14 protein-coding genes, 1 tRNA gene and 1 pseudogene are annotated in these 25,827 nt (G+C 46.4%); 5 read left to right on the top strand and 11 right to left on the bottom strand.

What is annotated here, in order from left to right; translation table 11 throughout:
• Positions 1 to 2 precede the first annotated feature (2 nt).
• The 10 genes and pseudogenes from D0S45_15225 to D0S45_15180 all read right to left on the bottom strand — a co-directional run bounded on the left by D0S45_15225 (position 3) and on the right by D0S45_15180 (position 20,883).
• Positions 3 to 1,706, bottom strand: a complete 1,704-nt coding sequence (locus D0S45_15225) for a hypothetical protein (protein TIH13407.1) — start codon at positions 1,704 to 1,706, stop codon at positions 3 to 5.
• 186 nt (positions 1,707 to 1,892) lie between these two features.
• Positions 1,893 to 3,893: a PAS sensor protein gene (locus D0S45_15220; protein TIH13406.1), complete on the bottom strand. Its 2,001-nt coding sequence runs from the start codon at positions 3,891 to 3,893 to the stop codon at positions 1,893 to 1,895.
• Between the two features lie 36 nt (positions 3,894 to 3,929).
• Complete coding sequence (locus D0S45_15215) at positions 3,930 to 5,222, bottom strand: HlyD family type I secretion periplasmic adaptor subunit (protein ID TIH13405.1); 1,293 nt, start codon at positions 5,220 to 5,222, stop codon at positions 3,930 to 3,932.
• Positions 5,223 to 5,224: 2 nt separating this feature from the next.
• Positions 5,225 to 7,399 (bottom strand): annotated as a pseudogene (locus tag D0S45_15210) (ATP-binding cassette domain-containing protein).
• A 104-nt stretch (positions 7,400 to 7,503) separates the two neighbouring features.
• Positions 7,504 to 8,445, bottom strand: a complete 942-nt coding sequence (locus D0S45_15205) for a hypothetical protein (GenBank protein ID TIH13404.1) — start codon at positions 8,443 to 8,445, stop codon at positions 7,504 to 7,506.
• Positions 8,446 to 8,480: 35 nt separating this feature from the next.
• Complete coding sequence (locus tag D0S45_15200) at positions 8,481 to 16,589, bottom strand: hypothetical protein (GenBank protein TIH13403.1); 8,109 nt, start codon at positions 16,587 to 16,589, stop codon at positions 8,481 to 8,483.
• A 2-nt stretch (positions 16,590 to 16,591) separates the two neighbouring features.
• Positions 16,592 to 18,094 carry a TolC family protein gene (locus D0S45_15195; protein ID TIH13402.1) on the bottom strand — a complete coding sequence of 501 codons (1,503 nt, stop codon included), beginning with the start codon at positions 18,092 to 18,094 and terminating at the stop codon, positions 16,592 to 16,594.
• A gap of 33 nt (positions 18,095 to 18,127) precedes the next feature.
• Positions 18,128 to 19,210 (bottom strand): hypothetical protein, encoded by a 1,083-nt coding sequence (locus tag D0S45_15190; protein TIH13401.1) that lies wholly within the window; start codon positions 19,208 to 19,210, stop codon positions 18,128 to 18,130.
• Positions 19,211 to 19,413: 203 nt separating this feature from the next.
• A complete protein-coding gene (locus D0S45_15185) occupies positions 19,414 to 19,701 on the bottom strand; it encodes a hypothetical protein (GenBank protein ID TIH13400.1) in 288 nt (95 codons plus the stop codon).
• 285 nt (positions 19,702 to 19,986) lie between these two features.
• Positions 19,987 to 20,883, bottom strand: a complete 897-nt coding sequence (locus D0S45_15180; GenBank protein TIH13399.1) for a phosphatidylserine decarboxylase — start codon at positions 20,881 to 20,883, stop codon at positions 19,987 to 19,989.
• A gap of 340 nt (positions 20,884 to 21,223) precedes the next feature.
• Here D0S45_15180 and D0S45_15175 point away from each other — a divergent pair, with 340 nt between their 5' ends.
• The 3 genes from D0S45_15175 (at position 21,224) to D0S45_15165 (ending at position 22,602) form a co-directional block, all read left to right on the top strand.
• Complete coding sequence (locus D0S45_15175) at positions 21,224 to 21,454, top strand: thioredoxin family protein (GenBank protein ID TIH13398.1); 231 nt, start codon at positions 21,224 to 21,226, stop codon at positions 21,452 to 21,454.
• A gap of 67 nt (positions 21,455 to 21,521) precedes the next feature.
• Positions 21,522 to 21,899, top strand: coding sequence for a thioredoxin (locus tag D0S45_15170; GenBank protein TIH13435.1), 378 nt, complete (start codon positions 21,522 to 21,524; stop codon positions 21,897 to 21,899).
• Positions 21,900 to 21,903: 4 nt separating this feature from the next.
• Complete coding sequence (locus tag D0S45_15165; GenBank protein TIH13397.1) at positions 21,904 to 22,602, top strand: cytochrome C biosynthesis protein; 699 nt, start codon at positions 21,904 to 21,906, stop codon at positions 22,600 to 22,602.
• A 316-nt stretch (positions 22,603 to 22,918) separates the two neighbouring features.
• Here D0S45_15165 and D0S45_15160 read toward each other — a convergent pair.
• Positions 22,919 to 22,995 (bottom strand) — tRNA-Arg (locus tag D0S45_15160).
• A gap of 124 nt (positions 22,996 to 23,119) precedes the next feature.
• On the opposite strand from D0S45_15160, the gene D0S45_15155 reads away from it, so the two are divergent.
• Entirely contained in the window at positions 23,120 to 24,289 is a 1,170-nt protein-coding gene (locus D0S45_15155) for a bifunctional folylpolyglutamate synthase/dihydrofolate synthase (protein ID TIH13434.1), read from the top strand.
• Positions 24,290 to 24,423: 134 nt separating this feature from the next.
• The gene (locus D0S45_15150; protein TIH13396.1) at positions 24,424 to 25,824 is read left to right on the top strand and encodes an L-seryl-tRNA(Sec) selenium transferase; all 1,401 of its coding nucleotides are present in this window, start codon (positions 24,424 to 24,426) and stop codon (positions 25,822 to 25,824) included.
• The last annotated feature ends 3 nt before the right edge of the window (positions 25,825 to 25,827 follow it).

The following is a 25,827-nucleotide window of genomic DNA, read 5'->3' as shown; positions in this document are numbered from 1 at the left end:
TTTTATTCAGCCCTGTGAACCACCAATTGATCGAAGGGGATGTTCCATCCGAAATGGGTGCAGGCATCTACGCTGTAGCGTTGCAGTGCACGGTTTAATCTTCCATATAATGCAGCAATATCACTGTGGAAATCAGCGATGATGACCAAGTTTAGTGATGAAGCGGCTGCGGATTCAAACTCCACATTCAGGTTGAGGACATGCTCGGTGTAGCCATCCTCTTCAAGCTTTGCAGTAATGAACTCCTTGGCCTGCTTTACGATGGTGGAAGTGCAATCCGCCTGATGGGCATAGTCAATGCCGAATACTGATTTCAAACGGAAATTGCGAGACAGGTTCTTGGGATTAAGGCCTAGAAAATCAGAGGTCTGATAGGTTACGTAGGCTCCACCGCGCTGGATGAGTTCCACCATGTCCGGGGATTGGCTGATGACCTTGCCACGCACACCGTCGGAGAGAATTACCCAATCGTCGATCATGCAGGGGAACCATGGCTCATTCCTACCCACCGGACGCGAGACAATATTTTCTAACTCACCGATAGGCAGCCTGATGCGACTGGGGCTGAGTGCCGGGTTTTTAAGCTTGGCATAAAGAGCGAGTCTATCCACCTGCCACGGAACACCGTTGTAGGTGATGCGTTCGTTTTCGCGCACTGAACCGAGGTTAAGGATGAGTTTTACCTGTTCGTAGTAACGGGTGAAACCTTCACGGGCGGTCCAGAGAGCACCGATGATGAAGATGATGGCAATGCTGAGCAGGAACCAGTCGCCGGATATGTAGAGTGTGAAAAGGGAAGCGGAAGTTGCGGCAATGACCGTGAAGATCAGTAGCAGTACTTCTATGATCCTGACGTAGAAGGGACGTTCTTTCGTCTTGAATGCCGGATGGGTTTTCTTGAAAATGCGATCCACAAAACGGAAAAATAAAAATACTCCGGTAAAGGCTAGCATGGCGAAGAGAATGTTTTTTCCCCTGCTCTTGAAGAATACAGCCATGACCTTCTTTGTTGATTCGTAGAAAGACTGCTTATCCTTGGTCAGTTCGTTCAGTTCAAAACGGGCAACATCAAGCTGGTTATCGATATTTGTTTGTCTTTTGGTAAAATCTGTTTTTAGAATTTCCAGTTCCGTTTTCAGCAGCGGGGATTTAGCCGCAGCAATAAGTTTGTCGATGTTCTTAACCGCTTCTTCGGCTCTGGGCAGCCTGCTTTCAAAGTAGGCGACCCTGCTTTTCAAGCGTTCAATCTGCCGGGGTCGCTTGGTCATTTCCTTGAGTTCCTGAAGCAGGGGACGGACCAGTGTTTCCACTTCTTCCTGCCATACGAAATCCTGCTGCGCTGCTTCATTAAAAATGCTGAGATCCAGTCCGGTAGCTACTTTAATGAAATTCTGGCGGACATTTTTGAGCTGTTGCTTAAGGTCAGTCAGTTTAACGGAAAGGACTTCCTTATCCATCTGATGGCTGGTTGTTTTGAGATTTTTTTTCGTTATTTTGATTTGTGATTCAAGCTCAGATTTATATTGCAGCAGGTTGGCAAGAGTTTCAGCCTGAGTAGTTTGCTGCTCTACTAGTGTTTTTATTTGTTTTGCAGGGTCAGATATGGATTGTTCGCTTTGATCTATTGCGCTGGCTGGGCTTTGCAGCAGAAGAAATGTGAATAAGAGTGCTATGGCTGGAAATATACGTAAATTTTTGGTCGTCATGGTCGATTCCTGATTGAATTAAAAAAAATTGAAACAACTCTAAATTAATAGCTGTATTTGACGGGAACGATCAAGTATTAATTGTTCACTGTAGGAGTGTTTTTCAAGCAGCAAAAGAAAAAGCAGGCATGAAGAATAGCCTTCATACCTGCCCGGGAATGTTCAAAACATTATTATTGTGGATGGTTAGAAATCTACCTGACCTTCCTGTAGTATCGCTTTGCCTGCCTGTGTATCAATAACCGCTCCAAGTGCTTCGATAACTGAGCTGTCGTATTTCTTATCAGCCATGCTTTGCAGAATTTCTACAGCCTGACGGGCTGTTTTGGCTTTTCTGTAGGAACGTTTCTGGACCAGTGCGCTGAAAGTATTGGTTACCCCGAGAATTCTGGCCAGCATGGATATGCTTTTGCCTTCCAGTTTGTTGGGATATCCAGACCCGTCGAGGTTCTCCTGCATCTGCCAGATGGTCTGAGTGATGGGCAGGTCAAATTCAACGCCATCAAGAATTTTGCAGGTGTGTTCAATATATCTTTGGGTTTCCTTTATTTCTTCCGGGGTCAGCTTGCCTTCTTTTTCCATGATTTCTCTTGGAACAAAGGTTTTACCAACCTGAGAGAGAATTGCCGCAGCTTCAACTGTTGCGCAGTCTGCGTCACTCAGGAGCAGGGTTTCGGCGATTTCAAAGGCCAGCTTACGCATGAGGGAAGTATGACCGTCCAGAAACGGAACACTTTCCACCGCCCTGATCAATGCATTAATAACCTGCTGGCGGACTTCAATGCCCCTATTGGAAGCATTCTTTTCTGAGGTTACATCACGATATACAGTGAGGATTGAGTCACCCTCTTTTTCGACTGTACAGGGAACAAAGGTTACCTGAATTGTTGACTTACTTGGCCCGCGGGTAAGAGTCAGCTCTTCGCTGTAGGTGTTGTTGGACATGTTGACCATCTGGTCGCCGTGGGAAAGGGCTTCTGCTTCTTGGTGATCGAAAACCTGACTGTCAGTGAGGTTCAGAGCTTCAACCTGTTTAAGTCCTGTGAAATTTGAAAATGATTTGTTTACATGGATAAATGCACCGCTATCACTTTTCTTCAGGGTCACTGGCTCCGGCAGGGCATTGTTGATTATGCGCAGCAGGGAAAGCTCCTTTTGCAGGGCCGGTATTTTTTCTTCCAGTCTTGAGCTTTTGAGGTGGTATTTCCGTGTGGATACAATAAACCGGATAGTGAGTACAAAGAAGACCATTGCTGCAAGGGCCAGTGAAGCATAGATGATGCTTTCCTGTTTGTAGATTGAAATAATTCTGCCCGGAACAGCCGTTTCGGTTTCAATCATTACCCACCAGTTCACCACGGGAATGAATTGGGCTGAGGAGTACACTTTTGTATCCATAGAAAGGTCGGTCCTGACTCCAAATAGAACTTCGCTGACTCCGTCAAAAGAGACTTTCATAGCTTGAAGTTTCAAGCTGTTAGGGTAGCTGAAGACTGTTTCTTCGCTGGTTTTGCCGTTCTGTTGGATTAGATGGATTGTGCTTTCATATTTGAAAGCACGCTCTGATCCGAGAAAGGCCCGCAGGATAGAAGTCATGGGAACTTCGAGCATAAGTACCCGTGCCGGAGGCGCGGATGTGCTGGTTGCATACGCATCGTAGACCGGGAGAAAAAGGTCTGCCACTAGGCCGTTTCCTTTTGTACGCAATGGTGAAAACATGGGTGTGCGGCTGTGCAGGGTGTTCTGGACTGCTTGTTTGTATCCATGGGCCAGAATTTCTTCCGGACCTTGAGTGGATGCGAAGATGTTTCCGTCCGGCTCAAAAAGACAGCCTGCGGAGTAGCCGCTGACTTTTACGAAGTTCGTAAAGTCTTCCTGAGCTTTGATAACTTCTTTCTTCTCCGGGGAGTTAAGACTGTCCATAGCCATTCTAAAAATTCTGGAACGGGCTACTTCTTTGCCGCGCATCACATAATTGATCAGCTGGGAAGAAAGCAGTTCCGATTCATTTTCCATAACTGCCTGCTGGTACTTTTTAAGATCGGAACGGACAGTTTGTTCTTTTTCTTTCCAGAGATAGTTAAGCGTTTCAAATGTTCCGCCCACCAGTGCCAGCACCAGCAGGACGAGCAGTAGGTTTTTTATTGAGAAAATCTTTTTGAGAATTCCTGTTATTTTATTCGCCATTTTATTTCCTGTTCATGAGCTTTGTGGTCACGATTATCAGCGGGTTCTGTGTTCGGAAAGGGCTCCGCGCATTCCCCTTGTGATGGGGGAGAGCAGGTATTCAAGAACGCTTTCTTCGCCGGAGAGGATGTTAACTTCAACAATCATTCCCGGCAGGAATTCTTTAACCTTGTCCGCGTCTTCCTTAACAGTGTTAAAAATTACCCGGTAGTACCATGTCCGGGTCAGGTCATCGAAATAGGTCTTGGCCGAGATGTTGACGATCTCGGCCTTGAGCATGGTCTGGTCTGAAAATTCATATGAAGAGGGCCTGATCTTGGCTGTCATCCCGTTCCAGATTTTGGTTCTGTCGCTTGGCTGAACTTTTCCTTCAATACGGATTGTCGCATCAAGGGGGACGATTTCAGCCAAGGCTTCGCCGGAACGGACAATACCGCCCACAGTGTTTGCGCTTAGCTTGTAGATTGTACCGTCAATGGGTGAGCGGATAACACTGCGTACGATTTGTTCGTTGGCAGCGTTAAGCTCTTCGCGTACTCCTTTCAGTTCGGAACTTACGAGGTTGATCTCTTCGCGGATATCACGGAAAAAATCAAGTTCTGCCTGATTGATGCGCTGTTCCAGTTCACGGATTTCCAGTGAATATTCATCCCGTTTGTTGTAGATCTCGGCAATGCTGGTGGTGATTTTAGCCAGTTCGGTCTTGCGTTGCAGCAGAAGCTGGCGGGAACCAATTCCTTTCTTAACCATGGGTTCCAGCATGTCGTGCTGTTCTTTAAGCACTATCTGTTCATCAAGCAGGTTTTTCACATGCTTTTCACTGGCGGAAAGGGCGGCTCTTGATTGTTGGATCTGGGTTTTGAGGATGTTAATTTTTTCATCAAGTGCATCTCCACGGATACGGGCGAACTGAATTTCGCTCCTTTCTACCTGGGTTGATGCTTTTTTCGCAAATTCATCAGTCGTGTCGTTGCTTTCAGCGATAAGGCGGTTCAGCTTGGCTTGAAGCCTTTTCATCTTGATGAGGGATTTGTTCCTCTTTTCGGTAATGTTGGTGTTGGCAATGGCGACAATTTCCTGTCCTTTATGCACCGTATCGCCTTCTTCAACAAATACCTTTTCAACGACGCCACCTTCAAAGTGGCCTACGATTTTATCTGTGAGGTTGGTTTCAACCACGCCTTGGGCGCGGACTGTCTTTTCAATCTTGCTGGTGTGGGCCCAGAGTATGAATACGGCTGAAAACGTCAGTATAAGCAGCAGGACAATGCAGTTCCCAAGGCTTTTTTCCAAGGACCAGAGTAGGTTGCTTTTCCAGTTCTTTCCCATGATTACCCCTGTCTGGCCGGAGCCGGGCTGGAAAGTTTCTGGATGATCACGTCTCGGGGTCCGTCAGCAACTATTCTTCCCTGATCTACAACGACAATCCTATCCACGACTTCGAGAATCTGCGGTCTGTGGGTAACAACGAAAATGGATTTATCAGCCATGGTACTTTTGATCTGGTTAATGAGCATCCTTTCCTGTGTGGAGTCCATGGAACTGGTGGGTTCGTCAAGGAGCAGCAGGGGGGGAGAGCTGATCAGGGCACGGGCAACAGCCACGGCCTGTCGTTGGCCTCTTGAAAGGTTTTTGCCTCCTTCAAGGATAGGCATTTTCAGACCAAGCGGGTGTTTGGAAACAAATTTATCAATACCTGATACGGATAGGGCCTGACGTAGGGATTTCTGAGTGGCCGCGCGGGACCCCATGAGCAGGTTAAGCTCGAGGGTGCCGTGGAAAAGGACGGGTGACTGCGGTACTACGCCCACAAATTCGCGTACTTTTTCGATATTAAGGTGGGCCATATTGTGGCCATCCAGCATGATCAGCCCTTCACTGGGATCAGCAAGTCCAGCCAGAAGCTTGAGCAAGGTGGATTTCCCGCTGCCCATGGGACCGATGATCCCGACTTTTTCGCCTGCCTTGCTTTCAAAGGATACGTTTTCAAGGGCGTAGGGTGACTCCGGCTGGTAGCGGAAGGATACGCTGTCAAAGCGAACGCCGCCGCCAAGCTGCTGTATTTTGAACTGCCGTGTTTCACAGCTTTCCTTTTCCAGATTCAGAATCTTACGCAGATCTTTGTATGAACGGCGCGCAAATAGGTAGGAGGTGATCAGGTTGGACATGCTGGCAGAAACCGCGATGCAACGTCCGGAAAGAACCATGGTCGCCAGCAAACCGCCGCTGCTCATGTCGCCATTTTTAATCAGAAAAAAAGCGACTATGAGCAGTCCTGCTGAGTTCAATTGTCCCAAAAATCCGGTGGTCATAGAGCAACGAGACTGGGCAATGCGGTACTTGGAAGACATTTCGCCAGATTTTTCAATTTCAGAAGCCCAGCGGGAAACAAAAAGTCTTGCCGCATTGGTTACTTTAATTGATTCAACTCCATTGAAAATTTCATTTAAAAATGAAGTCTTACGTGATTGCAGCTTGCTCTGGGCCGAAACATTTGTATCAATGAAAAATCCGTAAACAATGGCTACGAGCAGCACCAGAAATGAGGTTACAGCCGGGACAGCGAAGAGCATCCCACTGTTAAGGTAAATGACAAACAGGAAAAAGAATAAAAAGAAAAAGTCAATGGACCCGACCACAAGCTGGGTAGTGAAGAGGGACTTGATACGTGAAAATTCCTGTATCGCATGGGTCAGGTGCCCTGCTGAGACAGGCAGTTTGGAATAGTTTGTGTCCAGCACAAGGGATAGCAATTGCGGTTCAGCATCCTGTTCCACGCGTAGGGCGGCTTTTTCCACAAGGGATGTGCGGACATTCTTTAGAATGTAATCAAAGGCCAGAACTATGATAGCCCCGGTGATCAGCACTCTGAGAGAATTTTCTGCAAGGTTGGGCAGGATGCGGTCGTAGAAGATACCCATCAGCAAGGGGATGACCAGAGTGAAGCAATGGATCATCACTGTCGCCAGTATCACCTGAGAGTACATGGGCCACATCTTGCCGATCTGCCCGATAAACCAGGTTAGACTCAGGAAAGGAACCTTATCTGTTTCGAATATGGGCTTAAGAGAACAGGACCAGTCTTTGAATTCTGAAAATTCAGATTTCCTGTTTCTAATGATTTCCTGTTTTCCATTCCAGAGGGTCAGTCTTCTGCCTACTTTTTCTTCAAGCAGGGCAAAACTACCGTCAGAATACTGGACGATCAAGGGGAGCATGTCGTCATCAACTTTTAGCGGCAGGGGCTTGATGGACAGGTTCAGCCCCATGTTATCGGACTGTAAGCGCAAATATTCATTGATGGGTGAGGAACTGCCCAGTTGCAGGGAACTGCCGGTAACGACAATTCCGTATTTATCTGCAATCTTTTTCAGGCAGGAAGTTATGGACGCGCCTTTTTCATCCTCACCGGGATTGAAGAGTCCAATGTTTTCCTGAGATACGAATCTTTTCTTATCTGAACCGTTGTTTTCCGAGTTGTCGGTCCCCTTTGTATCGATGGTATCGCTTTTAGGCCTTGTGGCCGTAGTCTCCGTCCCTTCGTTTTGCTCACTGCTTTCCGTAGGGGATGAGGGGGTTGTTTTTTTCTGATTATCCAAGTCCCTGCCCCTTATTTACTGACGGAAACATTCAGATCTTTATTGCTTTTTCCAAAGCTGCTGCCAATGCTGACCACAACCTGATTAGTTCCCGGAACGCCTTCATTTAAAGCTCGGAATTTAATTTTGCTTTTGGGAATATGCGCCTGTTTATTTACGAATTTAATCAGCCCGTAAAGTCTTTTAAACGATACTGAGTTGGACATGCTGGAAGAAACCCCTTCATGATGGAGGGCAGCTGTCAAAAGCAAGCCTTTCTGCATGATGACGGATTCATTTTGTTTCACCCAGGCCAGCAGTTCGGATTCAGTCTTTTCTTCAAGAGTACTGGTCAGTTTGTTGTAGAGAATAATCACCCGGTTCTTGTTATTAAGCCCTTGTACCAGCTTGGTAATAAACGGCGGCGGGACGAATTCGTCTTCAGTTTGAACTTCCTTCTCCACTGCACCATCAGCTTCAAGGCGTTTGATTTTATCAAGGGCGGCCTGAAGTTTTGCGGCAAGTTTCGGGTCTTGCTTATCCTGCTGGTCTTTTACTTCTTCTTTTAATTTCTGAAGTTCCAGATGAGCAGTCCAAGCCGCACTTTCAGCAAGGGCGACTCTTTTCTGGAGCATCTCTTTTTCTCGTTCAAATTCTTCGATGTCGAATCTCTGGGGTGGGGGAGTGGTTACAAGGTCTTCCTTGCCCAATACGGCACTCTGAGTCATGGCTTCAGCAAGTTTGTCCATGGAAGATGGTTTTTCCATGAAAGAAAGATCCTGCGCCGCAGCCACCATGGTTTCCACTTGTTCGGAGGATGAGGCAGCTCCGGGCTTAACTTCCTTGAGCGCGACAATATATGAGAGCGTCCCCGTTACCAGTACCATGAGCAGGGTGAAGAACACCATCATCATGAGCACGGTTGAGAGCGCATCAACAAAACCCGGCCACGGAGGGCCGCTATCAGCAGACATTTATATTTTTCCCCGTAAAACTAATTTATTTAAAATTATGCAATATCAAATTCGATATGAGTCTGATGTACTTCAGTTTCAACAACCACGTTATTTGTGGAAGTTGTATCAGCAGTATCTCCGCCGTTTCCTTCTTTGGCTCCGTTGAAATCCTGATTGGATCCAGACTCAAAATAATCATTTGAAGGAGTCGCGTCGTCCATGTCCTTCAACGTAAAGTTGAAGTCTTTTGTGGTACTTGTTGAAATGGTATTTCCTTCGGAATCAAGTCCGGAAATATGTAAGTCAAAATTTCCTCCCGCGAGATTGCGACCAAAATTAAGACTCCACGTTCCGTCTCCGGCATCATAATCACCTGTTACTCCAGAAACATCGTCGCTGGTGACGGTTATTGAATTGTCACCCCTATTGATAGTTGCAGTTATAGTATCAGCGTCACCGTCACCGTCAATATCTCCGGTAATAGTGGCTTTAAAGCTCGTTACTTCATTTTTAGAACCAACTTCAGAGCTATAATTCAGGTCACTCTTATCAAGATCGTGGAAAGATGATTTTGACTCATTTCCGTACTTATCGACCACCTTTACTTCTGCATAATCGTCACCGTCTGAAACTTCATGAAAGTGAGTGATTGATCCGTTAGCTTTCAGGTCAGTCTGGGTCACGCTTGTGGTTTCGGTTCCGCCTTTTGTATTGTGAATAATGAGTTCTGTCTTATAGTCGTCCAGATTATGTGTGTTAGGATCTAAGTAATTTTCATTGCTTGAGAACTTAATATCTCCCGAGCCGCTGACCTTCATGTTGGGAGTGGCTAGATCGATATTTTTAATTTCGAATGTTGTGTTTGATGCTTCAGATACGTTGCCTGCATCGTCAATGGCTTTGATTTCTACGGTGTAGGTTCCGTTGTCGAGCGCATCTCCGGCGTCGTTATCAAGGAAATCGAAGGTATAAGTTCCGTCTGCGTTAACCTGCACATTCTGTATATTGTTGTCCTGTGTTCCATCTGAATTGTATACCCAGCTCTCACCACCTGCGCTGATGGTAATTTGATAATCCGTGTGGGAGAAATCGGTTGTACCATCTTCTTTGAATTTACCTTCAAAAGTAAAGGATTCTCCACTTGTTATCCCATCTTCCCGGGTGTCTTTGTCGATACCGAGATCTGATCCACTGCTGAGATCAATAGTAGCAGAGGGGGTAATAGTATCCACTTCCATGGTCAGGGTAACATTACTGGTATCGGTCTGGTTGCCTACATCATCAATAAATTTGATGACGTACGTTTCAGTTCCGTCATCAATACTGCCGGTAGTTGTATCTTCTTCGAGAAGCATAGTTGCTTCGTTGTTATTTACACTGGCGGTATATTTTAGGGTCAAGTTGCCGGTTACTTTATCTTTCAACCACAATTGAACCTCGGCTGTGTCATCGGCCGTATGGATCACCAAGTCGGTTTTGTTGTTATTGGTGTGGATACTTGCTGTATTATTGGTGAGATCAATTGTCGCTGTATCAGAGCCATCCGAAGTCTTAAAATCTATTGTCGTTGCAGGAGCAGGGTCAGCGGTATCTACATCCACTGTGTAGTCGGAAGTCTGAGCGTTTCCGGCTTCGTCAACTGTGACGAGTTTGTAGACTAGTTCATGCGCACCGTCTGAAAGGGCATCTGTCGGGTAATCGCTATCCTGTACAACGTAGTCAGCTATTCCGTTTGAATTAAGAAAGTCTGACTTCACAGCGATGTAGGTGCCATTCTCTTGTTGGACGTAAAGTACGTATGCAGTACCTGCTTCTCCGGTAAGACGGAGATTCGGATTTTCCTGCCCAGTATAAAAAATATCCGGATTACCATCTACACCATGTCCATCATTATCTCCGGTGAGCGTAATGTCAGGATTTGTGGATAATCTGCTGTCCACATGAATTTCCAGCTCAGCACTTGTCTTGTGATTGCCTGCTACATCCGTAGCGGTAACGGTTATGGTGTGGTCCCCCTCGGAAAGGGCGGTGTTGTTAAGTTCCAAAGACCACGTACCGCCTTCGTTCGCATGCGTTGTATAAACACCGGCTGTGCCGTCGATTGCAATGCTTATTAGTGCTCCTGCTTCTGCTGTACCGGTCAGTTCGGGAGTGCTGTCTCTGGTTAATTTATCAACTTTAAAATCACCGTTCTGCGCCTTTATCTTGTAGGCTTCCGGCAGGTCGTCGTAGACGTCCAATGTGCCGTTATTGAGGGTGATTGTGTCTTCAGTAAAAGAAGTATCACTGGCCGCAGCGAGTTCTACGGTCGGAACATCAGTGCCAGTATCCAGCACAAGAATTTCATCAGCAGTGTTTGTGCTGATGTTACCGGCTTTGTCTTTAGTCGTGACGGTAATCCGGTACTGTCCGTCGCTTAGTGCTGACAGGTCTGCGCTGTAGCTGCTGTCAGAGGTGTTAGCACTGGAAACGGTATCGGTCGTTACACTGGAAACAAAGTATTTATTACCATCTGCATCTTCAACAATAGTTGCGTCTGCGGGGACTGACTGTTCGTCGCCGTTTGCATCTATATATTTGTCTTCCCCTGCAGTCAGAGAGAAAACCCGTTCAGCTTTGACCTCGACAGTACAATCTTTTTCCACTGTCCCGGTGATGGTCGGATCACTGGTCACCCAGTCATTGTTGGCGACATTCTCTACCGTGCTGGTATCCTTCTCAAGGCCGATTCCGGGCTTTACAATGCCGTTATCAACCACCAGAGTGAAGTCTTTTGTGGATTTTACTCCCTCGCACTTCACAGAATATTTATGCGTTTTTTCGGACTGATTGTCGGCATCAGTAAATGTGTAGCTCCAGCTTCCGTCAGCTAGAACCGCTATGGGGTCCGTATTTATTTTGGTCCCGTCAATATCGTAAATATCGACAGTGCTGTAAGCAATGGCAGTCCCTGTAAGAGTCAGCATGGGGTTGGCCGGGGTGTCGTCTTTAGCACCAAGGACTTCAAGGCTGACGTAGGTTGTGTTCGTGCTTTCGTCAGTTTCCCCGGTGTACTGAGTTTCATCCAGTCCGATGGTCGGCTTGGATGTTAAATCCTGTACGATATGAAACTCAGTGGATGCATTGACGCTGTTGCCTGCTCCATCCGTGCTGGTTATTGTCGCGGTATAGGTTCCGCCACGGATATGGTCGTATTTATCATCTGAACTGAAGTTGTAACTCCAGTAGCCATCGGCATCGATGACTAAGTCTGATTCAGCCAAAGTCTTGGAGTTACCGTCACCGTCAAGGATCGTGATGGTGGTCTCAACATCAGAATCAGGGTCCAGCTTACCTTTCAGCAACGGAGTCAGGTCATCAGTGCTTTGCAGGCCGCTTACAGGATCGGTCCCGGACAAGGCTGAACCGTTATCTTCGTAAATTTGGATTGCCGGGGTCTCCGGGTCCTCATTATCATGGTTAAAATCAATGGTCTCAGCAGAAAGGTTACCGGCTTTATCTTCGGAAACAATGACTACCCGGTAATCCTGCTCTTCCGGGGTAGAGCTGAAAGAAGGAACAGCCGTCCATGTGCCGTCGGCATTCATGTTGACAACGTTATCATCAAGAGCATCTTTGTTGGCGGCAACAAATGCTTCCAGATCGGTGAGGTTCGGGTAATTTGCCGACCCTTTGAAAATCATCATGCGGACCTGACTGCCCTCATCCGTGGTTACGGTGATTTTCGGATCGTCTTCGTTGGTCAGGTAAACACCGTTGTCAGCTTCGGCGGCTTCTGCTGCGCCTGTCTTGGTGTAAGACAGCCCCAGCGCGGGATCTACGGAATCAACTTCAATGGTAACAGTTTTCGCATTACTGGATATTTCGGAAGTGCTGTCTGTTGCCGTGAATTCAAAAGTGTAGTGACCGTCATCAAGACCGCCGGTGATAGCGTCAGTATCGAATTCTACTGCAGAAATATCTCCGGCATCTTTGTACTCTACAATTGTTTCGGCGCCAATTTTGACTCCGGCTTCATTCACTTCCCAGTATTTTACAGTGATATAGGTTCCTGTACTTTTGGTAACAGTGAATTGTCCTGTATCATCGGAGGTGATGCCGTCATCTTTTGTGTCGTCAGTGCTGAAGAAAAGAGGAGTGGTGTCATCTATCAGTTCGACTGTAGGAGCATCCGGCTTTGGTGCGATGACCAGATCCGACCCCATGTCGATCATATTTGTGTTGCCGGCTACGTCAGTAACCGTGGCTACTACTTTATAGCTGCCTGCTGCAAGAGTGGAGGGATTAACCTCCCAGTCTCCGGTGTTCGCATCAGCATAAACAGTGGCCGAGTATTCAACCCCGTTATTCTCATTGGTCACATTGCCGTCTGCATCCAAAGTTGAAATCAGATCTCCATTTGAATTCAGCTTAAGAACCTTCAGCTCAATCTTTGCCCCGGCTTCGGTTTTACCTTCCAGAGTCGGATCGGGGATGGTGGTGATGGTGTCGGTTTTATCGCCGGCATTATCATCATCATTAAGCAGGATATTCCCGGTGGGATCAGTCGTATCAATTACGAGTGATTCGTTGAAGGGGAGACTTGTGTTACCGGCTTTATCGGTAACAGTAATTTCAATACTGTTGGAAGTGTCGGAGCCGTTATTGAGTGTAGGCGCAGTCGCGGTCTTACCATCGGGATTGGCAAGATCAATGGTCGCCTTTCCTGCACTTATTTCCGCATCAGTCAGATCGCGGGTATAGGTAGTCCCGTTCAGTACAATACTGATACTTTCAGGGTCATCTTCAGTTATATTAACGTCAATTTTGAGTCCGCTATCAACATTGGTGATCCAGTCACTGCCGTCCAGTCCGGTATCCATGTTGTCGCCATTAGTGTCATCGGCGAGGGCAACAGTGATTTCCGGCAGATCGCGGTCAATGTGAACATCAACAGTTTCCCCGCCTGCGGGGTAAGCTGTGACGTTTCCGGCGGCATCTTCAATTTCAATACTGAATTTGTGGTCGCCGTCTGAAATATTGTTGTTTGCATTCAGAGTATTACCAATGGTGTATTCCCAATCGAATCCGGTGGCCGTTTTGGTTGCCGTTACGGTATCCACAAGCTTTTTGTTGCCGGAATCGTCAATATCGTAAATACGCACAACAGGCACGCTGACAGTTGGAGCGTTGGTAACACCGCTAAGGTCGATACCGTCATCAAAAGATCCGCTTAAAGTCAAGGTTTTGGCGTTGGAGTAGGTAGTCTCGTCAAAATCCGTGTCCGTGGCAGTAGATATAACGGTGGCATCTGTCTCTGTAGTAATTTCTATGGCACCGTTTGTGGGCAGCTCGGGTGCTTCATCATCAAGGAGGACGGTGTAAATTTCTGAAGTTGCGGTGTTGTTGGTATTATCGGTGGCTACAGCAACAAACCGGAGCACATTTTCGGTTCCGTCGTTTGCGTAATCGGAAGCGTCAAAAGAGATTACATTACCGGTCTTTATTACTTGGCTTTCAGCAACTTCCGCGATGTGCGTACCATCGTTATCAACTAAGTAGACTTTAAAAGTCGCGTCAGAATCACCGCTGATTTTCAGGTTGACCATGTTGCCCTGACCATCCGCAAAATCAGTGATATCATCACCTACAGTCCCGGTATCAGTTCCTTTTTCAACTGAACTGTCCAGCTCGATGGTGGGGACTTTGGTTTGCTGATCGGATTCAAAAGTGAACACTTTGGAGCTTTCGGTATTACCGGCAGCGTCCTCTACTTCAACGTAGTATGAGCGTACTTCTTCGTGGGTCAATCCCCCTACGGCATAAGTCCATGTGTATGTGCCGTCGTGGTTGTCGACAATCTTAAAGACATCACTGTTCTGTTTGGTGTTGCTTATTTCTAACGATCCGCTGCCGTCTTCTTTGCAACTGTAGAGGGTTACAACCACATCGTTGCCGCTTTCCCTGATCACTCCGGTAAGGGTTACGGTTCCACCCGGTACGTATGTGGTATGGGCGTCAGTATATTCCGATACAGCAGTTATGGTAGATTTGTCGGGATCAACATTATCTACATGAACATTAAGTACATCTGATAATTTTACGTTTCCTGCCACATCTGTGATTGCAGAGCGGAAATAAATTGTTTCATCACCGAAGCTGCTGGCATCAAAATCATAATTCCAGCTTCCATCGGTCCCGGCGGTAATGAGGGTGCTGTTGATGGGAACGGCATTCTCAGCATCGGTAACATTACCGTTTTCATCAATGTATTGCCCTGCGGCATTAACCCGGTACAGGTTTACTTTGCCCTGATTTCCGGCGTTATCACCTTTGAGTAGGAGCATGCCGTCACCTTTGGCATGGCCTTCCGGGGTGCCGTGAGTGTAATTGTCTGCATCATCGCCAAGCAGACCGTCACGGGCCGCGGAGTCGCTGTCTGCGTCCAGATCGATGGTCAGGTTGTTCGTAGGAGCTTCGCGGTCGATTGACACGGTCAGGTCGGAGCCGGGAGTAAAGGAGTTCCCGGCCTTATCTGTGGCTTTGACCATAAATTTGTAGTTAACGTTATCCGGGATAACTCCTTCTGTTACTATGTAAGTCCAGGTGCCACTGCCAGCATCATATGTGGCCTCTCCGAGATCCTGTGTTGTTCCACCATCCAGTACCAGCATGACTGTTACGTCTTTGGCTTCGGAGTTGATATCTTTGATGGTCAGGTCAAGCGTTTTAGCATTGGTGATCGGGGGCGTTTCAGTTGTCTGGTCAACCCCGAAACCTTTGCTGTTAGAAGTATCGTTAAGAGTGATGGTCGCGTTAGTCTGGAAGTTCGTATCGATTATGTAATTTTCAATAGTCTGGGTCGTGGTGAGCACGTTACCCGCATCATCAACACCTTTAATTGTGAAAGTATAGGTGCCGTCGCCAAGGCCGTTGCCGTCAGCATCTTCAGGGAAAAGAACACTCCAGCTACCGCTGCTTGTAATAGTCGTCGGGTCGAGAGTTCCACTGGCAATAGTGTGGCCATTTTCGTCTTTACCTTCATATGAAATAGTCAGGATGGTGTCTTTTTCTCCGGTACCTTCCAGTCTGGGGCGGTCGTCATTGGTGTAATAAACATCACCTTCCTGAGTGGTGAAGTTTATCTGTGTTTCATTCAGCGTGGGGTTGGTGGTATCCACTTCCACCTCAATGGTACTTGACTGTGGGGCCGGATCAACTGTGCTGTCAGCTAATTGGGCATAAAATCTGTGGGTGATCGAACCAAACCCGTCGTCTTTACCTGAATCGGCACCGGTTATGGGGAACTCATAATAACCGGCGGGGTTGCCGTGAGCATCTTCAGTGGCATTGGCAGTAACAGTTCCCATGCTTTTGTTGTTCATAAAGATTTCGAGCTTTGAACCCGGATCAGCAGTACCGACGAGTGTAAAGTCAGTATTATTTGTAATACCGTCTTTGGTGTATACTTCTGTTGTGCCGCCTGCACCGTCATCCTGTGTCTCTTTGATGCCGGATTCGCCATCAGTCTGAGAAAGTTCTATGGTGATATTGCCGCTGTTTGTATTCACGGCAGGGTTTGTGTCGTCTTGATCGTCAGTAGTTGTATCCGGCTTCTCTTCTTCTATAGGCTTTTCTTTTTCTTTCTCATCGTCCTTCTTATCATCATGCTCATTTTCTTTCGCCTCAATCTTTTCGATCGGCTCAGCCTTACTGGAAAGACTGTCCTGCTGCGCGAACTTGTCGATATCATCGAACATGCGCTGCTGGCTCTTAAGGATATCGTCAGTGGGGTCGGTTACCAGTGCGGCTTGAGCGTTCTGAAGGGGCTGGAGCTGTCCGTCTTTGAGGTTGCCGTCATCGGAGTTGCCTTCTTCTTCAGAGGGAGTGGACTCTTCGGTTACGGCTTCCCATTCAGGGGCCTCCTCGTCCTGTTTGTCCATGTCCAGCATTTCTGAGCGGCTGAAAATTTCTTGCGACTGTAAGGAATTACCATCGGAGAATTCCATGTTGACCTTACCGTCAAGACTCATGATGTTACCTACAAAGAGGAACACCTGTTCTTCGTTGGTCTGCTTGTTGACCAAAATAAGGTCAGCACCCTTGAGGACGTAGTTGTAGTCATCAGGAGAGCCTTGAACATTATATACTGTTGACGGAGAAACTTTCTGTGCGTCAGCCATGATTATTCACCTTTAGCGGAGTAAAGTGCATTGTTTGGTTCAAAAGGAGTTTCTTCAACGGGCAATCCCAGTATTTCGGGGAGGCGGCCCTGTTCGAGGAAAATATTGAGTGCTGCCCGTATTCTTGAGTAGCGGGCGTTAACTTCGCGTATAGCCGCGCTTGTCTGTCCTTCGCGCGCAGTGATGAGATCGAGCAGGGTGCGTATGCCTAGATCAAACTCGCTCAGGTAGAGACTCATGAGGTTGATACTTGCGTCATAAGCGTCCCGGGCTAGCTCGAACTCTTTCTCTGAAGATTGGTATGCGTTGAAGGCGTCAGAAAGAATGTTCTGAATTTCAAGCTCAGTAGCTTCTTTGGTAGCCATAAGCCTTTTGAGGACAGCTTCTTCTCTCTTCATTCCTTCGTCAGTTGCATAACCGTTGAACAGGTTCCAGTTCACGGTGAGCTGGGCATCCAGTGCATTCTCATAGCCGTCTACTTTCTTGAACTCACTCTTGGCCTGTAATCTGTATCCGAAAGAAGGGTAGTAGCCTGCTTCAACGGTGGAGACTGCTTTTTTCTGTGATTCAATTTCAGCATCATAAGCTCGAAGGTTAACGTTGTTGCTCTTGGCTATCTCGTAGGCACCTTCTAGGGTGTCCGCGATTTCCATTTTGGCCATGGCAATGTCAGTCTCAACTTCATTGACGGACTGCTTGATGATGTTTTCAAGAAGCAATCTGGCGGTCTTGAGCTGCTGTTTTTGCACTGTGACTTGGGATTCAGTTGAGCGCAGAGATACTTCTACCTTGCGGGCATCAGCTTTGGAAGAAATCCCGGCATTGTAACGTTCCCAGAAGGTCTTAAGTAGCTTGTTGTAAAATTCTAAAGTGTTGTTGTAGACCTTCAGGCTTTCCTGCGCCTGCATCACACTCAGGTAGGAGTTGATGGCTAGTGCGGCGATATCTTCCTGAGTACGGGCCAGACGGTATTTTGCGCCTTCGGCTTTCATCTTGGCACTGTCTACACTGTCGTCCAGACCTCCAAAATTATAGAGAGTCTGGGTCATGGCAACGGAAGATTGACCGTAGCTGGTGGTCTCGGTATCGAGGTTGTGTGAGGGACCACCCTGCGCAGCAAAATCAATGCGTGGGAAGTATACCCTGCGGGCCATTCCGTACTCTGCATTTTTTTCAAGCATGGAGTAGCGTGAGGAAGCCACCAGCGGATGGTTACTCACAGCCAATTCGCAGGCACGATGTAGGGTCAGGGCTGTTGCGTTGGCAGCATTGGGGTCGTTTTTCTGCAAGGAAGATCCTGCAACACCGGGATCTTCAATTTTAATGACCCCCTGTTTGAAACTTTCAATGTCTTCTGCGTTCTTGTATTCTTCGCTTTTATTTTCCAGACCTGAAAGGTTGACTGTTTCGGCGGAATCCGCAGCAAAACCAAAGTTGCCCTGGAATGTAAGCAGCGCACAAAGTACGCAAACTGTTCCAAATTTTTTAATCATCTGCCCTGTCATATTTTCACCTGAGCTATTTAATAACAGCCTTAATTAATTTTTAAGCTGTTTTCCATTTGTTGTATTCATGGTCTCAATGCTTTTTTCCAAAGCTGTAACCATCTGGCGCGATTCTTTGATAAGTCTTCCGGTCAATTCGTTGCCGAGACCGATTTCTTTTGTGGTTTCAACAGACTGGTCTTGAACAGTATTAATAGCTTCTGCTGAGCGCTGCTGGAGCAGGGTAAGTTTCAGCAGAAACCTGTTTGTGTTTTCAAGGGACTCAAGCAAAGCTTCGTTGTTCTTTTCTAACTGTGTTGATATTGCTGCCATCTGGCTGCCCAGATCCTGATCAGCGGGGAAAGCTCCGGCGGTTCCGCTTTTGGTCGCGGAGTACTCTGTTTTTTCATTAAGCCAGTTCTCAAGGCGTTGCTTAAGCTGATCATGCATACGACCCATAAGAATGGCCAGAACACCAACAACAGCACTGCCCGCAAGGCCGAACAGGGAAGTTGAAAAGGCGGTGCCCATACCGGCCATGGGGTTTTTCAGTTCAACAATAAGCTGAATCATAACCTGCATGATGGATGTGTCGCTGGAGTCAGTCAGACCGCCTGCAAGGGTGGAGAGGATTTCTCCCATGGATTGCAGGGTCAGGGTCAGGCCGAGAAATGTTCCCATAAGGCCCAGCAGGACAAGGAATCCGCCAAGAAACGAGATTAATGATGAGCGGGAAGAAATATTTTGTTCGAGGCTCTCTATAATGGAACGGCCGTCACTGGTCGATCTAACGATCAGGACGCCATTTTCCTTGATCGAACATCCGATGGATATAAGTACGTTTCCGAGTAAACCTTTATTCAGGTCATCCAGTTCAAAAGTGCTTTTCTCCGGGCCTTCACACCACTGGGTGAACGCCGCAAAGAGTGTCATATCTCTGCGTACCGAGAAAATATAACGGAATGCTGTGATCACACTGCCTGCGAATACCGCAAGAATAATTGAGTTGATTATTTCCGAGGTGGCAAAAAGAGTCTTCAGGAAGGCGAAGCTCACCACCACACTGACAATAACCGCAAGCAGAACAAAGATCGATAAAGTTAAATATAATTTATATTTATTGCTATTGTAAGCCATGTTGTACAAATTCCTTACGCTTTTTATCTTCTGTATAATGTCAAAATGACGCTATATTCATATAAAAGAAAAATAATTAAAAGAAAAGTTCTAAAGAAAGTTTATAAAACGAATTTTTAGAGACAAGTAAGCCTTTTAAACTTTAATTCGTTTTCAACTACGTCTTTTCAAATTTTATTCGTTTTTAGTTCCGAGTAATGCCTTTAGAGAGGGGTCTGCATGTGTTTGTAAAATTCACCCATTACCAACTCCCTTTCATCGTTAGAAGAGGTGTATATGAATTTTTGAAAAGCACTTTTGGGGCACCCGGAAATTCCCCCGCAGATTTTGCACTGGTGGAGGGAAAAGGAGATAGTCCGAATAGTAAAATTGCATTGATTTTTACTGAGTGGAACAGGACAGGCGAGATCTTCTCTACAATTGCAAACCGGAAGAGCCTTTGAAGACTCTTTCATTTTGTATGTAAAGAATAGAAGAAAAGAGCAGATCATGCTCCTTAAATTTAAAAATATTGTTTTCACAGACTCCCTCCCCGGACCAGTGAAATTATATTTATCAAAAAGAAGTGTGTTTTATTTGAAAAATAACCACCACGTTGGTGGTGTCTATTATTATATTATTTCAAAATAAAAGTGAACCCCTTCCTTATTATATATTTCTATTTGCAAAAAGCAAGAATACATTGGTGGTTGTATGTTTGTAGGGCTTATAAATACCTAAAGGATTGCATGAGAAACCATGCAATCCTTTAGGTGTAAAATGCATTAAAAAAGTGGTTAGTCACAGAGTTTTGCGATTGGTTCGCCTATTTTGATACTGGTCTCAAACCCATTTTTTGTGTTTTTGATTATGTCGGTATCGATTTGCGCTTTGTCTTTTTCCAGCAGCATAATTACGGTTGATCCACCGAATTTGAACCAGCCTTTTTCCTGTCCTTTCTTCACTTCACTATCCGGGGTGTAGCTCTGGATGATGGAGCCGACCATTGTCGCACCTACTTCGCAAAGCAGGATATCCCCTGCGCCTGCTGTCTTAAGAATGCTGTATTCCCGCTTATTCTCCCAGTATACACGGAGCATGTTTTTGACTGCGTATGGTGAGACTGAGAAATAGTCACCTTTAATCGGGCTTGAAGCGGAAATATTGCCTTCAGCCGGGAAGTGGAAACGGTGATAATCAACTGGTGCGAGTCGGATGATCAGCAGCGTACCTTCTTCGTATTTCTTACTGAGCATGCTGTTTTGCAGGAATTTATCGAGCGAAAACTGTTGTCCTTTTACGAAAAAAGAATCGAGGCCGTTGATTTTTTCAAATGCTATAATCTTACCGTCAGCAGGAGAGACTATTGTTTCGGGGCTGCGGTTAATGGGGCGGACTTCCGGTTTTAGTTGGCGGATGAAGAAATCGTTGAATGAATCATACTCTTCCATCGGACGTGTGGCTTCATTCATATCGATTTTCAAATCCTTCACGAATTCTGGAATCTTATTTTTTGATGCCGGGCTGTCCATCTTGTTGCCGTACCATTGTGAAATAAACTTCCTTTTAACCACGCCATGCAGCGCAAGTTTGCCTAAAGGATTATGGTACAACCATTTAAGCCAATGCTCTCCCGGTACAATCTCTTTGCAGAGTTCGCCGGACTTCCGGTCAATGTATTCTATATAATCCATGTTTGCCTCGTGTTTGTTCATCTCGCTTGAGGCGTGTGATAGCACTTGAAGGGTAGGGCGGCAAGGGGTGGTGGGGAATGTTGGAATAGGGAAGGATTTACAGGAACCCTTCGCTATTTTTATTTAGAATTTTTAAAAAATATCAAGTTTTTGGTATTAGCTGAAAATCGTGAGTTATTAATGTAAATTATATGTACATGAAAATTGCTTGATTTTTGGGCGGAGGGCAATAAATTTCATACTTTAAAATGAGCATGATGATCGTTATTTGACTGTGTTTTATTGACATTGTTTTTTGTTTGGTTAATTTGCCAAATACAAACATAGTAAGGAGTAAGCAATGAAAATTCAAGTTCTCGGACCCGGTTGTCCCAAGTGCGCCAAAGCGGAAATGATTGTACAGGAAGCGGTTGCGGAAAGCGGCATACAGGCCGAAGTTGTCAAGGTTAGTGATTTTCAGGAAATTGCAATGATGGGTGTTTTTTCTACTCCAGCTGTTGCCGTTGACGGTGAAGTAAAGGTTGTGGGTAAAGTTCCGAGCAAGAATGAAGTCCTCAAATGGCTGAAATAATCAGTGATCAGGAGTAACAGTGTTAAAAAGAAGTATTGTCTTGGTAGGGTGTTTGTTGGTTTTGGGTATGTGTCTTTCTGCTTGTTCAGCTGATGCTGAAGAATCAGGAAAAGTTCTTGTTGAGGCTTCTGAACTTATTTCAGGAAAACCGCACAAGCTGCCTATTGCCGGCATGGTGACCATGGTTGATATCGGTGCCCACGCTTGTATTCCCTGCAAAATGATGACTCCGGTGATTAAGGAACTGTCCAAGGAGTATGACGGACGGGCTGCTATTGCCTTTATCGATGTCTGGGAATACCAAGAAGAGGCTGCCAAGTACAATATCCGTTCTATTCCAACTCAGATATTTTACGATGCACAAGGCAGAGAACAGTATCGGCATGTAGGTTTTCTGGATAAAAAGAGTATTGTGGCAAAATTGAAAGAACTGGGTGTCCGGTAAGAGTATGGACCAGTTTTTGATTTCTATTAATCATTGGATTGTGAGTGGCACTGCATGGGCGGGACTTGGTTGTCTGCTCTGGGGAATAGTGAGTGTGCTGTTCTCACCATGTCACCTTGCCTCAATCCCACTTATCGTCGGTTATGTGGGCGGGCAGAATGAACTTGTGGAAGGGCGCAGGGCTTCTGTTTATGCCGGACTGTTCACCCTTGGTTTGTTTATTACTATCGCCCTGATCGGTACTGTCTGTGCCATAGTGGGGCGGATGATGGGCGATGTCAGCCCTTGGTGGACGGTGTTAGTGGGCGGTATCCTTTTCTGGGTGGCCTTAGATATGCTTGGCATAGTCAAATGTTCCATGTCTGGCAGTCTGATGGGGCGTCTCAAGTTAAAAGGATACAGCGGCGCTTTTGTGCTCGGGTTGGCATATGGCATCCTGTCAGGTTCGTGCACTTTCGGTTTTATTGCTCCCATTCTGGCAATTATCACCGTACAAGGTGAAATTGCTACCGGAGTGCTGCTTATCTTTCTGTTCGGTCTCGGGCATTGTTTGCCTATCGCTGTAGCTGGAAGTTCTACGGCTTTTGTTCGGCGTATGTTGGAAAATAGTAGCTGGCAGCAGGGGGGCAGTCTTTTTCGTAAGCTGGCCGGGGTAACTATTGCTCTTATGGGCATATATTTTGTGATTCGTCCTGTTCTGTAATCCTCAAACACTCTTATCTTTGGTCTGCATAGAAAGTCGTATCTGTGATCCCATGAAAGACGTTGCCCATATATTGTGAGCAGCGTTTTGTTTTTTTAGATTGTAATTGGGGATGGTTGAATAAGATTCTGGACTAAGCGCAACTCTGAACTTGAACTTAGTCTGCTTGCTGTGTAGTTTTCGGTTTTTCGAATCCAAGCGAGGGAAATTTTTTATGGACTTTTATCATCTTCCATTTCCATCCCAACTAAGGGGAAGATTAAATCCAAAAGAAAAAGGGTTACAAGTTTTCACTTGTAACCCTTTGATTTCTAAGTGGCGGGGCAGGAAGGATTCGAACCCTCGGCCAACGGCTTAGAAGGCCGTTGCTCTATCCAACTGAGCTACTGCCCCGCTCGAGAAATGGTTATCTATACAAACCGTACACGGCGGTCAAGTAAAAAAACAGGAAAATGTTTTGAAATTTAAAAATTTTATAGATTTTAGCACTTATTTGGATGAACTGGGCCTCTTTCATATGGATTTGAGTCTTGGCAGAATGGAAGAGTTTGTGCGTAATTGGGGCGGTAAGTCCAGCTTTCCGGTTATTCATGTGGTGGGAACCAACGGAAAAGGTTCCACCTCATCATATTTAACCTCAATCGGTTGCGAATACGGACTTAAAGTCGGGACATTCATTTCACCGCATTTTGTTACTCCCCGCGAGCGGATTACAATTAATGGGGCTATGCTTTCGGAAGATGAATGGGTTGCCATTGCCAATCAAGTTATGGAGATTGCCCCGGATGCCGGGTTGACCTATTTTGAATTGCTGACTTGTATGGCATTGGTGGCTTTCAAGAATAACGGAGTCGATCTGGCTGTGATGGAAGCTGGTTTAGGTGGACGTTTTGACGCTACCAATACGGTTGATCCTGATCTGACCGTATTTACTCCCATCGGGCTTGATCATGAGAAGGTGCTCGGTTCTACAATTGATCTTATCGCAGCAGACAAAGCTGATGCTATGCGTGAAACCGGAACAGTCATCACAGCGGTACAGGTTTCAGAAGCTATGGCGGTGCTTGAATCCCGGGCGAAGGAATTGGACTGCAAGCTTAATCATATTGATGAACAAAAAGTTGTTGCGGACCTCAGCCCCACACTTGCCGGGGAGCATCAGAAGCAGAACGCACAGCTTGCGGCATGTGCATGGCGGTTGTTCTGCCGCAAGTCTGAGATTACGTTTGATGCTGATAAGGTCCGTGGCGGGGTAGAAAAAGCGTTTATCGCTGGACGGCTACAGATTATTAAATCTGATAGGACTTATATTCTTGACGGTGCGCACAACACCCATGCTTTTGATGCACTTGAGGCCGAGCTGGCACGGTCTGAAATTAAACCGGATGCGATTATCTTTTCATGTATGAAGGATAAGAATCTTGATCCGGTGAAGGAAACCCTTTTCCGTTTGACCGATGGTCCGGTCATGGCTTGCGGTATTGAGAATAATGAACGGGCGTATCCTTTCAATGAGCTTGCCGAGGTCCTTGGAGAGCGGGCAGAACCTGCCAAGGATATTGACGAAGCACTTTCAATGCTTAATTCCGGTGATAAAACAGTTCTAATCTGTGGGTCCTTGTATTTGCTGGCAGCTTTTTATACAAGATACCCAGAATTTTTAAGAAGAATGCCTCCGGCGGCTTAAACCCTTTTTGTAAAAAGGGTTTAAGAATCCCAAAAACTCTTATCGGTTTTTATTTGGCTTAAATTCGAACGAGATGTCCTTCGAATGAATTAAGCTTGGGTGTTGTTGGTGGCTTTAAATTTCGGAGGCATTTTTTGTCCAATTTATTTAAATACCTGCCCTCTGTTGATTCTGTATTGACCCGTCTTGAAGACGAGGGTGTCATTGACGGACTGCCGAGGACCCTTTCCCGTGATTTAGTTAACGGCTTTCTTGATGTTTGCCGTGAGGAAATCAAGGGCGGGGTTATTACCGAAGAAAAACAGCTTTCGCCGGAAACTCTTTTTCCGCGTCTGACCTGCCATGTGCGGGCCGGGGCCAAACCGCATTTTCGGCGGGTGCTCAATGGAACCGGGGTGGTAGTGCATACCAATCTCGGGCGCTCCTTGCTGGCGGAATCCGCGGTTAAGGCTGTGACTGAGGCCTGTGCCTGTTATTCCAATCTTGAGTTTGATCTTAAGACCGGGGAGCGGGGTAGCCGATATAGTCATGTAGAAAAGCTAATTTGTGAGATTACCGGGGCTGAAGCTGCTCTGGTGGTCAACAATAATGCTTCGGCGGTGCTGATTACCCTTGAAACTTTTGCCAAAGGGCGCGAGGCCATAGTCTCACGTGGGCAATTGGTTGAGATCGGTGGATCGTTCCGTATCCCGGATGTGATGACCAAGAGCGGGGCTTTTCTGCGTGAAGTTGGGGCTACCAACCGTACTCATCTGCACGACTACGAAAATGCCATCAATGAGGAAACCGCACTGCTCATGAAGGTGCATACCTCCAATTTCCGGGTTATCGGTTTCACTAAGGAAGTTTCCGGCGGTGAATTGGCGGAACTTGGTCGTAAGCACGGCCTTCCGGTCTACGAAGATCTCGGCAGCGGAAATCTGACCAATTTTTCCGGGCTGGGTTTGATGCGTGAACCCACGGTACAGGAAGTGGTGGCCGAGGACGTGGATGTAGTTTCATTTTCCGGTGACAAAGTGCTCGGCGGACCGCAGGCTGGTATCATTGTCGGTAAGAAGAAGTTTATCGATATGATTAAGAAGAATCCGCTCAACCGTGCGGTTCGTATCGATAAGATGACCCTTGCCGCCCTTGAAGCGACTCTGCGCCTTTATCTTGATCCCGAAACAGCCAAGCGTGAAGTGCCCACAGTACGTATGATCACCGAGAAGCCTGAAAATCTTAAAAAGCAGGCTCAAGCCCTTGCCCGCTTATTGCGTCGTGTGCTTGCTGAATCAGCAACTATCGGCGTGCGTGAGGGCGTTTCCCGCGTAGGTGGCGGGGCATTCCCGGAGCAGGATCTAAAAACTTTTCTGGTGACCGTAGTACCAAATATTAAAGTGAGAGTAGAAGAGTTGAAAGAAAGGCTTCTCTCAACTGAACCACCTTTGGTGGGACGCATTGAGGAAGATGCTTTCTGCCTCGATCCAAGGACTCTCACACGCGAAGAATATAAACTCTGCGCTGACGCAATATCTCAAGTTTTGAAAGGATAATTA

This window comes from Marinifilum sp. JC120 (genome assembly GCA_004923195.1).
GTDB lineage: Bacteria > Desulfobacterota > Desulfovibrionia > Desulfovibrionales > Desulfovibrionaceae > Maridesulfovibrio.
Note: the sequence above shows the minus strand (reverse complement) of the source record. Positions and strands in the feature narration are given on the sequence as shown.